The organism is Mycoplasma testudineum (assembly GCF_002245785.1).
Taxonomy (GTDB): domain Bacteria; phylum Bacillota_I; class Bacilli_A; order Mycoplasmatales; family Metamycoplasmataceae; genus Mycoplasmopsis_B; species Mycoplasmopsis_B testudinea.
Genome location: NZ_NNCE01000005.1, coordinates 32,765 through 47,929 on the forward strand (window position 1 = coordinate 32,765; position 15,165 = coordinate 47,929).

12 protein-coding genes are annotated in these 15,165 nt (G+C 25.4%); 1 reads left to right on the forward strand and 11 read right to left on the reverse strand.

The window, feature by feature from the left end; genetic code table 4:
- Window positions 1-27 precede the first annotated feature (27 nt).
- Complete coding sequence (mutM, locus tag CG473_RS02625; protein WP_094254813.1) at window positions 28-849, forward strand: DNA-formamidopyrimidine glycosylase; 822 nt, start codon at window positions 28-30, stop codon at window positions 847-849.
- Here the strand turns inward: mutM and CG473_RS02630 are convergent.
- From CG473_RS02630 to CG473_RS02680, 11 genes are all read right to left on the reverse strand, one after another.
- Window positions 846-1,244 (reverse strand): hypothetical protein, encoded by a 399-nt coding sequence (locus CG473_RS02630; RefSeq protein ID WP_094254764.1) that lies wholly within the window; start codon window positions 1,242-1,244, stop codon window positions 846-848. The two genes, mutM and CG473_RS02630, sit on opposite strands and share 4 nt — an antisense overlap.
- Window positions 1,244-4,966, reverse strand: a complete 3,723-nt coding sequence (locus tag CG473_RS02635) for a hypothetical protein (protein WP_094254765.1) — start codon at window positions 4,964-4,966, stop codon at window positions 1,244-1,246. Before CG473_RS02635 ends, CG473_RS02630 begins: the two co-directional genes overlap by 1 nt.
- Window positions 4,938-6,116 (reverse strand): VirB4 family type IV secretion system protein, encoded by a 1,179-nt coding sequence (locus CG473_RS02640; protein WP_133509982.1) that lies wholly within the window; start codon window positions 6,114-6,116, stop codon window positions 4,938-4,940. The genes CG473_RS02635 and CG473_RS02640 overlap by 29 nt, the downstream gene beginning before the upstream one ends.
- Before the next feature lie 42 nt (window positions 6,117-6,158).
- Complete coding sequence (locus CG473_RS02645; RefSeq protein WP_094254767.1) at window positions 6,159-7,409, reverse strand: hypothetical protein; 1,251 nt, start codon at window positions 7,407-7,409, stop codon at window positions 6,159-6,161.
- A complete protein-coding gene (locus tag CG473_RS02650; RefSeq protein WP_094254768.1) occupies window positions 7,409-8,476 on the reverse strand; it encodes an Mbov_0396 family ICE element transmembrane protein in 1,068 nt (355 codons plus the stop codon). Before CG473_RS02650 ends, CG473_RS02645 begins: the two co-directional genes overlap by 1 nt.
- Entirely contained in the window at window positions 8,476-8,829 is a 354-nt protein-coding gene (locus tag CG473_RS02655) for an Mbov_0395 family pilin-like conjugal transfer protein (RefSeq protein WP_094254769.1), read from the reverse strand. The genes CG473_RS02650 and CG473_RS02655 overlap by 1 nt, the downstream gene beginning before the upstream one ends.
- Window positions 8,830-8,914: 85 nt before the next feature.
- Window positions 8,915-10,261 (reverse strand): signal recognition particle protein, encoded by a 1,347-nt coding sequence (gene ffh, locus CG473_RS02660; RefSeq protein ID WP_341799052.1) that lies wholly within the window; start codon window positions 10,259-10,261, stop codon window positions 8,915-8,917.
- 54 nt (window positions 10,262-10,315) lie between these two features.
- Window positions 10,316-11,011 (reverse strand): phosphate signaling complex protein PhoU, encoded by a 696-nt coding sequence (gene phoU / locus CG473_RS02665; RefSeq protein ID WP_094254770.1) that lies wholly within the window; start codon window positions 11,009-11,011, stop codon window positions 10,316-10,318.
- A gap of 1 nt (window position 11,012) precedes the next feature.
- Window positions 11,013-11,831 carry a phosphate ABC transporter ATP-binding protein PstB gene (gene pstB / locus CG473_RS02670; RefSeq protein WP_094254771.1) on the reverse strand — a complete coding sequence of 273 codons (819 nt, stop codon included), beginning with the start codon at window positions 11,829-11,831 and terminating at the stop codon, window positions 11,013-11,015.
- Window positions 11,806-13,800 (reverse strand): phosphate ABC transporter permease PstA, encoded by a 1,995-nt coding sequence (pstA, locus tag CG473_RS02675; RefSeq protein WP_094254772.1) that lies wholly within the window; start codon window positions 13,798-13,800, stop codon window positions 11,806-11,808. The genes pstB and pstA overlap by 26 nt, the downstream gene beginning before the upstream one ends.
- On the reverse strand, window positions 13,800-14,987 hold the full coding sequence (locus CG473_RS02680; RefSeq protein WP_094254773.1) for a PstS family phosphate ABC transporter substrate-binding protein: 1,188 nt from the start codon (window positions 14,985-14,987) through the stop codon (window positions 13,800-13,802). Before CG473_RS02680 ends, pstA begins: the two co-directional genes overlap by 1 nt.
- Window positions 14,988-15,165: the final 178 nt, after the last annotated feature.

The following is a 15,165-nucleotide window of genomic DNA, read 5'->3' on the forward strand; positions in this document are numbered from 1 at the left end:
AATTATAAAACTATATATAATTTTTTTATGCCAGAATTGCCAGAAGTAAGAGTGAATGCAAAAGCATTAAATGATACGGTTAAAAACAAGGTTGTGAAATCAATAAAAGTTTGAATGCCAAAACTAATTAAAGAAATTTCTGAACAAGAATTCATTAATTCCCTAATCGGAAAGAAAATTACAAAAGTTGATAACCGAGCTAAATTTTTAGTTTTTCATTTTAGTGATTCAACAATAATGCTGTCTCATTTAAGAATGTCCGGTCAATATTTTTATTACAGTGCGGCACCATTATTTTTAGAAACAAATGTCCACATAATTTGATATTTTAGTGATGGATCAGAATTGCATTATAAAGACCCAAGACAGTTTGGAACATTTCACATAAGAACAAATGATAATTATTTGAAAATTAAGCCACTAGTTAATGTTGCACCAATCCCTGCTAATGTCGATATTGACGTTTTATATTCAAAGATGAAAAAAAGTTCACGTGCTATTAAAACATTTTTATTAGATCAAAGTAATGTTGCTGGTTTAGGAAATATTTATGTTAATGAAGCGTTATGAGATGTAAAAGTTCATCCTTCAATTGAAGCAAAAAATATTAGTAAATTAACATTAAAAAAGATCATAGATTCATCAACAAGAATATTAGATAAGTCTACTGCATTGGGCGGAAGTACAATTGACACGTATGCATCATTAAATCAAAAAGAAGGAAATTATCAAAATTTCCTTCAAGTCCACGGTAAGGACAAACATTTATGTAGTCGGTGTGGTACCGAAATCGAAAAATATTACGTTAATGGTAGGTCAACATATTTTTGTCTAAATGAGCAAATCTAGATAGTTGTAGGACTAGTAATTTGACTATGTTTTTTTGGAATTAATTTTATCAATTTGTGATTATCAATGTTAGTTTCAAGTGATTTTTGCAAGCTAGACATTATCAGTAATTTGTTTTCATCATCTATTATGTCATCGGCCTTATGATTTTTGACAATAATTGCTCTATGAAAATCATTTATTGTAATTAAGTAATTATGCAGTATGTCTACATATAGTTTGCATTCACCAACTGTTATTTCTAAGTCGCTTTCATAAGTTTTATTTTCAGATAATGTAATAAAGTAATATTTATCCTCTTCTGAACCAACTATAAGTGCTTTTGAGTTAATTTTATTATCCTCAAGCATTTTTTTGTTTCCAATTTCTATTGGTGTTAATATTTGTAAAATCATTATTTTACCTTTCTGTTAAATTTGTTATGTATTATTTTTCCAATTACTAGTGCACTTATTGTAATAGTAATTATTAATGGCACGAGCCAATATGACAAAGCTAATTTATTTGATTCTAAGCTTTTATTTATTTCATCTGTAGTGGCATTGTTTAATATTGTGTTTACTGCTTCACTACTATTGTTATTGTTTTGAATTATCACAAACAGACTATTTAAGAGTGTCTCATTTGCGGATTCTATTTCTATTTTTACTTTATTAATATTATTTGGTCTTAACAAGGTTAAAAAAGTACCGGGTGTAGATAGATTGATTGCTTTAAGTTCGCTTGAGTAATCAATACCAAAATTTGAGAATTTTTCTTGAAAAAAAGAAGTAATTAATTGATACATTTTACCACCATCATTAGTTTCCAAAATCAGGTTTTCGATTTTTAAATCTCTTAAGTCAATTATAAATTTGTCACCCTCTGAAATAGAATTTTTTACTACAACATTAAATTCGTTAATAAAATATTTTTGATTTGGAAGCAATGTTATCTGTATCTCAAAATTACCATTTCTATTTATAGGTAGCAAAATTTCATCTAGATCCTTAATAAAGAAATCTTTTTTATAGTATATTTCATTTTCATAACCTATTTTTGTTAATTCAGCTTCTAACAAACTAATAAATTCAATCTTGCTTTTTGCATTTAATAAAATTGAATTTATCTTCATTTTTGATAAATCATTATTTTTAGGGACAAATTCCCCATCAAAATAATTATAGATAATTAATTTTTCATAGATGTGTATATCATCACTACTAGATGTTATTTCTATTTGATATTTTATAGTATCTGAAGCGCTGTGATGAACCGTTGACAATCGTTCTAATAATTCAGAACTTAATCCTTGAATTTTGAATAATTTAGAATATTTTGGACCTACACTCATGGAAATATGGTTTTTAATAGAAGTTATAATTGACGTCTTGTTAGTCAATCCATTTAAATTAAGCTCGCTAATATTAAAATCTAGTAGAGTTGGGAGTTTAATTTGTTTTTTATCAACTTGACTTATTGGATATACCATAAATTCAAATCCGTTTGTCATAGTGGGACTAGAGTGATTCCAAATTAATGCTCTTTCAGGAAATATTGAATTTTCTAAAAATACATCGCTTCCTAAATTTTGTCTATCAAAGTATTTAATCTTTTCATTCTCATGATCTTTTCATTCAATATCATTAAAATTATTTTCATAATTTATATTTGTCAGGTCAAAATTTTCATTTTTAATTGAAAATATAAACCACTTATCATGATCGTTTTGCTCAAATTTTAATTTAAAATATTCATCAGCATTTAGTTGATCAACACCGAATTTGAAAGCAAAATCTTTTGAATTACTTAATTCTATATTCATTTCAGATGCAATTAAAATATTTTGATGCTCTATAGACTTAATTAGATTTTCGATAAAGTTATCACTGACAAATATTTTTAATTTATTTAATAGTTGTTTTATTACTCCGGTTTTACTTCACTCACTATTTTCATCAAGATTATCACTAAGTTTATTATTGTTTTTGGTAACGCTATTTTCATTTTGTTTTATTTTTTGATCACTTTCAATTTTGGGTAAATTCTTAGTTTCAAAATTATTCAAAATATTTTTTGGATCATTTTTATTACCGGCATGAGTATTATTAAATTTTAAATTGTTGCTGTTATTGCCCAATTTTTTACCGATATAAATGGCATTATTATTATCGTTATTGTTGCCTTGTTTTTCTGAGCTGTTAATTTTTTTTACAATTGAATCAACTTCTGTTTTGTTTAAATCAACACTATCGAGATAGGGCAATTCATATGTAATATAATCAACTCATCCTTGTAGCAATTTACTATAGTTTTGAAAAATATAATTTACGACAGTAGTTGGATAATTCTTGTTTAAATATATTTTTAATATTTGACCATAAATTGATTTATCCGCTTCGATGAAATATTTTTCAAAAAATTTATCAAACTCTGGACTAGTTTCACCGATGAAATGTAAGTAATATTTGTCTAGTTTAGATTGTTTATGTAAGAATTTAAAAAGATGCAGCCCAGTTTCAGATATATAATATGTATTATCTTTTTTAAATTTTGATTTATCTAATTTTTCGTCAATATATGAGTCATTTACATTCTTTTTGTAACCATGAATTATTTCATATTCATCATTGCTTTCAATTGTTATTCCTTTATCGGATTTGCTAAAGTTTACAAAACCTCCAATTTCATTCTTATTAATCAATTTATTCAACTGATTAGAGTAATGTAAATATTCTTTCCTTTTGACAAAATAATTTTTTGTAATTAATCCTGTAATTGGATCTATTAACGGATTGTAATATGGATTTTCATCTTTATTCTCGTTTAAGTATTGAGTTAATATTTTTTTTTGATGTGAATTTTTTTCGGGATTCCAACCAAAATATTTACTTTTTAGAACTTGATTATCAACATTTTTATAGAAATTAATTGTTTGCAATACCTTATTATCTAAATCCTTAATTTCGATTTTTATTTGAAACTCATTTTCTCAATTTTTTTCAATATCATATTCAAATATATTGTCTAAAACTGCTATTTTAACATCGTTTACTGCAATGTATTTTTTACTTAATTTATTTGACTTATAAATAACTTTCGGGAACTGATTGACAATAATTGTATCAATTCCATTCTCATTTTTATGTGTCGGAATTTCAGATTCGTAATTTCCATTTTTTCAATTGTTTTTTCTATAAATAAAATTTAATGTGTCTTCAAGAAGCAAATTGTATTTTGGTATTTCTTGAAATTGTATCTTAATTTTTTCAAATATATGATCATGAATTCAATTATCATTTTGAAAAAAAGTTAGTTTTGGTGTTGTTGTTATTGTGTTAGATTTAATAGATGTTTTATCCAGAGTCCATTTGAAACTATAATTTTTTATAGCTGTACTTAAATTATTTAATTGATATATTGTATTAACAACAATGTTTTCGCTTTTATTTATGTTTTTGTCTCATGTAATATATTTAGCAGTATTTGATTGAACTTTGGCCATTTCTTTTTTTAATGTATTTATATATGAAAAGACATCATCGTTTATATAGTATTCATAACTAATGTCAAATACTTTTTGAATGCTAAATAAATCAATTTGTGAATTGTCATTAGATGATAAATTTAAAGTGTATTTTTGAAATTGATGTTGAATTTTTAAAATACGACTATATATGTGTGGTTCAATTAAATTTTTTAGTTGATTTTCAGTTAGCGTATTAGTATTTTCTGATTTTGGTAATTCTAGGTAGTAATTGCTTTTTTCTTTGCTATGCAACGGATAGTGTATTCTTATTTTGTCACTAGAACTAAATGAATGAGGTAAGTCAACACTTTTTGTTGCCTTGTTGATATACATTAATTTTTCGTTTACATATATCTGTGGCCCTGGATTATAAAATAGCTGACTGTTATTTTTAAATTTTGATAAAAATACTGCCCTTACTGCTCCAGTGTTTATATTTTCTGATCACCTATGAGTTTTAGTTAATTTATTTTCTACCCTAATGGAATTTTCAATTTTGTAATTAGGCACTAAATCATTAGATGCTATTGTGAATATAGGCAAAATTGAAATAAAAATTAACATGAATATTTTTATAAATTTAATAGCAATATTTTTGTTCAATTTCATTGTAATTTATATTAATCAAAAGTCTTTCATAAGGGCCAATTGACAATAATGCTTCTCCTTTTCTTGCTACTGAAAGGTATTTTTTTTCAGGCTCTGTTAAGCCCCCACTTGTTTTATATAATTGATGAACATTTTCAATATCAGAAGGCTTCATGTTTAAAAAGAAATTGTATTGTGAATTTGCCAATATAGCACTCGCCTTTCTTTGATCACTACCATAAAGATTAAAATCCGATGGGTTTTGGGTCGCGATCATTAAACCAGCATTATATTTTCTAATTCTTTTGGATAATTGATATAAAAAATCAAGAACCATTTTATTTTCATCATTTATAAAAATGTGTGCCTCATCAATAAAAATTAATATCTTTTGACTTTTTGAATTCATATTATTATTTATGATTAGTTGAATATTTTTAAGTATTGTATATATGCTGTTTACTAAAACTCTAGCATCATTTGTTTCGTATATTTTTTTTACATTGACTACAGAAAGATTATTGCTTCAATTTACATTTGAATATTTACAATACATTTTTTGGAATTTACCATCTTTATCAAAATCCCTTTTGAATAAATTTAATATATTTTCATCTATATTGCCAAATCCAATCCAATCATTTAATAGCGGGCTTTCATCTAATTCTCTTGTTTCAAATCATTTAATATAAAAACTAGAAATACTTCACTCTATTTGATTAAGTTGGTCTTCATTTAAAATAGGATAAAGAGATGAAAATCAACCTCTAAGTCAAAATGAATGTTCATTTGTAACTTTTATTTTATCATTATCACTATCTTGAATCAGTAGTTTAAAAGGGTTAAAACTTGTCTCGCTTGTAAAATGAAAATCTACTCAATTTCCATTGTGATATTCTGAAAACTTTTTATACTCATTTTCAGGATCAATAACAATAATTTTGTTCCCGGCTTTTAGTTGATACGAAATAAGTTTTTTCGCCAAAGTGCTTTTTCCACTTCCGCTAGTTCCTAATATTACTACATTAGAATTTTTTCTATAATTGTTAATTTTAAATTGATCAAAAACAACAGGTTCATCATTTTTTGTTTGACCAAGGTAAAATAAATTACCATCATTGTATGTAGAATAAAAGAAAGGCCATGATTCCGATAGTGTATCACTAGGCAAATATATGTTTCCTTTTTTGTTACTTATCCCATTTAAAAATAATTATTTAAAATAATTCAATTGTAATCAATTTCCACTATTTAATTTGATTGAATTATTATTATATTCATTTCGATTAGTTACATTTTTGTCACTGATGAGAAGAATACTAGAAGAATAAACCTGACAGTTATTTCTAACTATTTTCCGTGAAAGTTCATGTAAATTACTAAGGTTTTCATCTTGTGCATCTTTTTCTACTTGGTCTTCAATATTTAATTTATTTACTCTAGAATTCAGTAAAGTTCTATTTATTAAATTAGATGCCTCTGACGTGTTTAATTTATTGACATGTCATATTACTTCTTGCGAATTTTCTAGAATGTATCTTGCTCAACCCGGCTCTATTCTAAATGGTAGCGAATGAACTTTTTTAATTGAAATCTCTTTGTTATTTATGACAATACTATTTTGTTTAATGTTAATGCTCACATTTTTAAGTAATTTATTAAAGTGATTATCTATTTCTAATTCATCCTTAAAATCTAAGTTATTAAAATTTATTTTTAACCTAAATAGAATTTTAAACAATAGTTTTACTAATTTATTAGTGTCTAATTTGTAAAATTTAAATCCAGATAAAAGTACTTCATTTTCGAATAACTTATCATCATTTGAATTTTCTTTTTTGTAAATAACAATATAAAATTTGAACGATTTTTTCAATCTAGATTTTATTTGTTTTAAATCATTTACATAAGCTGAATTTCAAATATCTTCAGCACCAAAATTAGAATTTTTAAAAAATTTTTCATTTTCGTTCAAATCACTTGTTTCGTTAGTTTTTACAATTGTAAAATCAAAATTAAATTTATTAAAGGCTTGTTCAAATTTTAGGAATTCATTGTCTTGAGCATCGGCATCTAATATTGAAATATCCTTACCTATAATTTCGTAAGCGATCAATTCTCTATTTAATACTTTTTTCTTAAGTATTAATTTATCTTTTAAAACAAAATATGGGAAACCCACTTCGGATGCAATAATTTTCTTTTTAGATGTAGAATAATTAAATAAGCGCCATATAATTGTGTAATATTTCGTTTTGTGTTTATTGTTATAAAACGTAAGTAAAACTAGGGGCAATGATAGAAAAGCAATTATAACTAGTTTTATAATATTGTTTTCAAAAGGCAAATTTCATATTGTCAAAAATACAACAAGTAGGCTAATTATTATGTACAAAAGATCTAATAAATTTATGTGTTTGTATATTTTAAGATTTAATTTATTTTCTTCTCTGGGAACTAACATTAATAGGACACCTTCCTTATTGTTTTGTAATTAATTGATTTTGAAACTTCATCACTATCATTTTTAAGATATCTTAAATTACTTTGAAAATTATTTCGTAGTGATCATTTACTAGGGTGAAATAAGTTGGCGAATTTGATATTATTTCCGATACTTTCACTAAATTTTGAAATGCCAGTTAAATATGAAATTAAAAATAAGCTAGTTATAATAATATTTAGCGTTGGGTTTTTATAAACATCCGTAACGTAATTTGTACTTGTGGAAACTATTATCCCACCTAATTTGAAAAATAAAATCACAGTAAATATTTTTAATGAATTACTTATTATATTTTCAATTAAATATTTTAGTTTCGAATTCGAATCTTCAATTTTTCAAATTACAATTATTGGCGAACTTAAAATTAATAGTCCAACTTTAAATTGCAATGAAATAACATAAACCATTAATTTTAATATCATTACAATTGAAATTAATGCAACTACAAACAAAACAATAGCTGTTCCAATACTTCAATTCATATCCCTTCAAACATCAAATGATGGAGGATTTGAACCGTTTTCTTTAATATATTTAAGCCACTCAACATAATCCATAGCTTCTGGCTTCAGCCCAATTAAAAGCGAATCGGTTAAGCTTAGTGAATTTAATGATTTAGTTTGGGAGATGTTATTTAGTGCAATATTAATAACTAAATTCGCAATAAAAAAACTGATAGGTATTAATAATATTATTAAAAAGATGCTAGTAATATTTTTTAATGAGTTTCTAATTTTGAAAAATTGATTTTTTTCACTTGATAAAACCATATTTTTAATGAAAAGAAAGATAAACATTGTGACTAAAAAAAGAACAGAAATCAATGATATAAAAATATATATACTTGAGACATTAAGTTTCCCATCATCATTATTAAAAACAACTTTTTGCACAAATAAAATTTCTGATATGTTAAAAAATTTTTCTACCATTCTTAAAATTGATAATGGTGCATTTACAAATATTTGTCAAAAAATATAAAAAGCAAAATATCTTAATGTTTCACCTAAATTTCAAATACTCATTATTTCATCAACTTCATTAAAATGTTAGTCAATTGAGAACTCGAGCTTGAAATACTTTGGTTTGCTAGTTTAGTTTGCATTAATGTTATTGCAATATTACTTAATCCTCAAATAATTAATACAGCAACAAATGTTATAGCAACTCATTTGATAGAATTAAGGTATCTTGCTCTTAATTCCGGTCGGTTGGCAACTGTTGACAATTTAACAAAATAAAAAATTGCTAAAACAATAAGAACAATTGCAATTACTCCGCTAAATGCACCCATAACTGCATTTATTGAATTTCTAATATTATCACTAATGCCACTTAAATCACTTTGTGAAATTTCATTTGAATAATTTATTTGCATATTTCCTCCTTACGCTTAATAATGCAAATAAAAATCCTTAAACGAAAAAAGACATAAAAAAAATTCCAAATAAATGGAATTAATTCTAGAAATTCCCTAAACCAGGAATTCCACCACCACCTTTAAGATTTTCTCCTAATGCCTTAACTTGTTTTTGCATTCTGTCAAATTCAATAATTAAGCGATTATATTCTTGTGCATTTCTTCCGCTACCATTAATTATTCTTTGTTTTCGAGAAGCATTTTTCAATAATTTAGGATTTTTTCTTTCTTCTATGGTCATTGATGAAATTATAATTTCAAATAATTTGATTTTTTCTTCTGCTTCATCAATTTGTGCTGAACTTATTTTTTTAGAAAGTCCTGGAATCATTTTGATAAGTGCAGACATTTTCCCTAATTTGCGAATTTGTTTTAAATTATTCATTAAATCATCAATTGTATATTCTCCACTAAACATACGATTCATCATTTTTTTAGCATCTTTTTGATCAATAACTTCTTCTGCTTTTTCAATTAAGCTAAGAACATCACCCATTCCCAGAATTCTTTGACTCATTCGATCTGGATAAAATAAATCTAAATTATTAATTTTTTCACCAGTACCAATATATTTAATCGGCACATCTAAAACTTCTTTAATTGATAAAGCAGTTCCACCTCTAGCATCACTATCTAATTTTGTTATTATTGCACCTGTTAAATTAAGTCTTTCGTGGAAAGTTTTCATGACATTAATAACTTCTTGACCACTTAGAGCATCAACTACATAAATAATTTCATTAGGTTTAAAAACTTTTTTTATTGTTTCTAATTCAATCATTAATTCTTCGTTTATTGAAAGTCTACCGGCTGTATCTAAAATAATTAAATCGTTTTTGTTTTTATAAGCTATATCTAGTGATTCAGCAGCTGTGACATCAGGTTTTACATCAGTACCATTATCAAAAAAATCAACGTTTATTTGTTTAGATAAAATTTTAAGTTGCTCAATAGCAGCTGGTCTATAAATATCAGCACCAACAAGCAAGGGATTTTCAACTTGCTTTTTCTTTCGAAAATAATTAGCTAATTTTGCACTTGTGGTAGTTTTACCTCCACCTTGAAGTCCTACCATCATAATTTTAAATGGTTTATTAGTAACTTTAATTTCACTAGGTTTTTTACCTAAAATTCTTGTCAATTCTTCATCAACAATTTTAATAACAGTTTGTGATGGATTAAGTTTACCAACTACTTCTTGTTCTAGTACCTTATCTTTAATTGCTTTAATAAATGTTTTAACAACACTTAAATTTACGTCAGCTTCTAAAAGTGCAAATTTAATTTCTTTAGTAACTTCTAATATATCTGATTCACTTAGAACAGTTTTTGTTTTAACTTTATCTAAACTTTTTTGAATTCTTTTTCCTAAAAATTCTAACATTGCCATAATCCCTCTTTTCGTATTTTTAATTTTATCAAAACATGAAAATCATTATATTAATTATTTAGAACCTAAATCAGTTTTTTCGATTATGAAAGCTCCTCTTTTTATATAAATAAATTTTTCAATAATATTGATTTGATGATCTAAAATCCTTTCAACATTTTTTAATGCAATAATAAAATTGTATAAATAATCTTGTTGATTTTCAAGTGTTAATCTTTGTGTTACTATTTTTATATTTTGAATGTATTTGCGTTCAAATGATTCTTTTTTTGACAAAGCAAATTCAAGAACATGATTTGGATCTGTTGCTTTAAATTTTTCAAAAATTTCAAAATATTTTTTAAATACATTAGTGTGCAAAGATTTTAAATTTTCTAAATAGTATTGATCGCTATGGTAATTAAATTTTAAGAATTTAGATATATTTTTTGCATAGTCACAAATTCTTTCTAAATCACTACTTGATGAAATAATAGCAATTAAAAATCTTAAATGATTTGCAAGTGGCTGATCTTTAGAAATTATTCAAACTGCTTCATCAATTATATTTGCTTCAAATTGATTTGATTCAAATTCTTCTTTATCTATTTGGACAAAATATTCTTCTGCTTTTTCATTATTTTTTTCTATTAAAGCATCAATTGCTTTTAAAGTAGTTCTATGAATTTTGATAGAATGACGAAAAAATTTTTCAAATATTTTGCTTAAATTTTCTTCTGAATTTCTTAAATTTTCATAATTTCTTGACATATTAACCTATCTTTCCATTTATATAATTTCTTGTTTCTTCATGTTCTGGATTTGTAAAAATCTTTTTAGTTTCACCATGTTCAATTAATCTGCCTTGATAAAAATAAAAGGTTTGATCACTAATTCTTTGAGCTTGTGCCATTGAGTGAGTTACGATGATAATTGTAAAATCCTTTTTTAATTTTAAAATTAATTGTTCTATTTTGGCAGTGGCAATAGGGTCAAGAGCTGATGTAGGTTCATCCATTAGTAAAACTTCAGGTTTAAGTGCTATAGTTCTAGCAATACATAATCTTTGTTGCTGTCCTCCACTTAATTCAGTTGCTGATTTTGTTAAATCATCTTTTACTTCATCTCACAGTGCTGCACCTTTTAAAGACTCTTTAACAATTTTGTCTAAAACTTCTTTTTTTCTTATTCCGTGTGTTCGAAGTGGAAATGCGATATTTTCATAAATTGATAAATTAAATGGAGTAGGTTTTTGAAACACCATTCCAACTTTTGAACGTAATTCAATTTTGTTAATTTTTCTACTTTTAATGTTAAGTCCATTAAAAAATATATCGCCTTCACTTCTTGTGTTTGGTAGTAATTCATTCATTAAATTAAACACTCTTATAAAACTACTTTTCCCACTTCCAGAAGGACCAATGAATGCGCTTACTTTTTTCTTTTCAATAGTTACATTTAAATTTTCTAAAGCTCGTCTTTCTCCGTAATATAAATTAAAATTTTTAACTACAAAAACATCTTTTTCATTAACTTCAATTGTTGTTGTTTCTGGGAATTGCTTTTTATTTTTTAACAGATTTAATTTCATGATTTCCTTTTTGTTTTTTTAAAAATAATTTTTTTACTTTGAGCCGATTTTTAGGATTTGAAAAATATGGTATTAGTAATTGTGAAAATAAAACAAGTACTAAAATCAATATAATTGCGATAAATGAAGCTTCATACATAATTCCTTGAGCAGATGAAGATGGATTAAATAGTTGTGCAAATATTCTTGTAGTTAATGTTTGTCCAGGTAAAAGTATATTAACCCGATTCGAACTTGTTAAACCTGCTGTTAAAAATAATGGAGCTGTTTCAGACATAATTCTACCCATTGCTAATATTACAGAAGTAATTAATCCTTGCATAGCAGCAGGAAGTATTAATTTAAATATTGTTTCAAATCTTGAGATCCCAAGTGCATATGCATTTTGTCTAATGTCTGGATTTACATTTGATAGTGATTGTTCAATTGTTCTAACTAATGTAGGTATTATTACGATTACTATTGTTAAAACTCCAGCTAGTATCGAATTAGAATTAGGTCCACCTGCAGCTAAACCGAGTGTTTGTAGAAAAAATGTTGTCCCAAAAATACCAAATAAAATTGACGGAGTAGAAGCAAGCGAATCGACAAAAAACATAATTGTTTTTTTCAATTTCTCATTTTGATTATATTCAGTTAAATATATTGATACACCTAAAGCAAACGGTAAGGCTAAGAAGATACCAAGGAACACAATTATTAATGTATTAAATATTGCTCTTCCTGTACTATCTAAATCAAAACTTGTAATTGTTTGAGTAGGTAAACTTAATGCGTTAATACCATTGAAAAAAACAGATATTAAAATTCACGAAATAAATCCAATTGCTAGACTAAATGAGAGCATTTCAAAAAATACTTTTCTATAAATGTAAACTTTTTGAAAATAAGATCTTTTAAATCTTTCGGAAATAAATTTATGAACCTGATCTGTATTATTCTTTTCTAATTTATGTTCATGCTTGTAAATAATATATTCTAAACAATGTGAAATTTGATTTGGAATAAATAAAATTACATTACTTATAAATGAATTTATTTTTTTTAAAAATGAGTATTTACTTAGTAATTTAGGATTGCTAAAAACAAAAACAAAGAAATTTAATAGCATCACAAAAATTAAAAGTAATATTCCAAAAACATTTAAAACACTTCTAATTTCCATTGTCGCATTTTCTCCAAAATAATTAGACGCAATAATTGAACCTAAGGTTTTTAAACTTGACATAAAGATATTTGAATTACTAGAAAAGACAGTATTATAATTTTGACTTACTAAAATAAAATTAAGTGCCATTGTTTCACCTATTGCTCTACCAATAGCAACAATAGTTGCAACAATAATTATATTTTTAGCACGCTTTAAAATTACTTTATAAATTGTTCTAGTTTTAGTTAGACCCAAGGCAAGTCCAGAATGAAATATTTCAACTGGTACTGATTTTATTCCATTATAGGAAAGCAAAATAATAGTTGGCAAAATCATAAATGAAAGCATAATACTTGCATTTAAAATCGAAAATGATGCAGACACATCTAATAAAATTGATAAAAGCGGACCGAGTGAATTAATTGCAAAAAGTCCAAAAACTACTGAAGGAATTGCAGCTAAAATATTAATAATAATTAAGAGAATTTTTGCAATTTTTTCTTTAACTCTAAAGTGCAAAAATATTGCCGTTTTAACTCCAATAGGCAAAGCAATTAAAATAGAAATTGTAGTTACAATAATTGTAATTGATAAAGGCAATCAAATTGATGCAGATTTATTTTCACCACTTAATTTAAAACTATCACTAAAAATACTCAAGCCATATTCTTTTCATCCATCTATTGAACCAACAAAAATAAAAATTACAACTCCGATTAATATTAAAACTACTAATCAAGCAAATATCATTGTTGTATATTTAAAAAGTGAATTTTTTAACTGTTTATTTTTGATAATTTTTTCATAACTTTTTTGCATTATAAAATTCCAAATTTCCCTTCTTCACTTAAAGAAAAATCATCTGTTCAAAAATCTTGAATATAGTCTTTATAAACAATGTTTCAATCAACATTGTCATTTATTTGAAAACCGTTTTTAAACATTTCTAATTTTTCAGCTCGACTTAGTTGAATTAATCCTAAACTATTAAAAACATTATCAACATTAGTTTTATTTGCTTCACCAAAAAGCCCATTAAATACAACAAATTCAATAAATTTTTTTGTCCCCGTATTTGCACTATCTATACTAATCATAGTATTAAAAGGTCTTACTCAATTATATTTACCTGATCCTAAATTTTCAAGTGTTGGTAAAACATATGATGATATTTTGTTTTCATCATCATTAGAATAACTTAAAACTGTAAAGCCATCATTTGTTATTTGTTCTAAATTGTTGATAACATACCCTGCACTTAAATAAATAATACTTCCGTCAATTTGACCGTCAGTTTTAAAACGATTATATGCTTCGACATTAGCTTCAGAAGTTGTTATGGCTTTATTTCCGTATTCACCATTTGTTAAAATATTTTTGATTGTTGTATCAAGTTTTGTTTTGATTTTCAAATGTGAATCTTTTAAAAATGCTTCAGCAGTACCACTTACATTTGATCCACCACTTCTTACGAATGGAACTAAATTTATGTTATTTAATTTTTCATTGTCATTTGATTTAGTATGAATTAAAGTAGATAAACTAACATGATCTACTCCTGCAAAAGCTTTATAAATTTCATTTATATTTGCAGCTGAAATTCCTAAATTTTTTGCATCTACATTTGTAGGCAGTTTTACTAGCATTGCAATTCCATCTTTAGCTAATGTGACTGTTTTAATTTTTCTATTTTTTCATTGTTGAGTTAATTTTTCGCTTGCTAAAACAGTGCTTTTTGGATTTTTACTTGAATTACCTAAAGTTGTACCATTTTCAGCAATTAAAGTAATTCCAAGTCCAGATCCACCTGCTTGAACATTTATTTCGGCTAAATCATCAAATTTTTGATAAGCATTTCTAATTTGTGTCATAAACGGCAACACACTTGATGAACCTTTTGCATCAATTACTGTTTCTGGTATGCATGAAACTATAGTTGCACTGGAAAAAAGCGTAGTTATCCCAATAGTGATAGAAATAAAAGGCTTGAAGAATTTTTTAAACATTATCCGCAATTATGTTATCAAATTTGATTAAAAACGGCAAGATATTAACTATATTTTAATTTAAAAAATTTAGAATTACAATTTCAGAAATTTTTGGTAAACTTATCTTATTCTTTAATGATTATTTAAATATTAGGATTTAAAGTCACAATTTAAATTATAATTTAAAGGTAAGTTC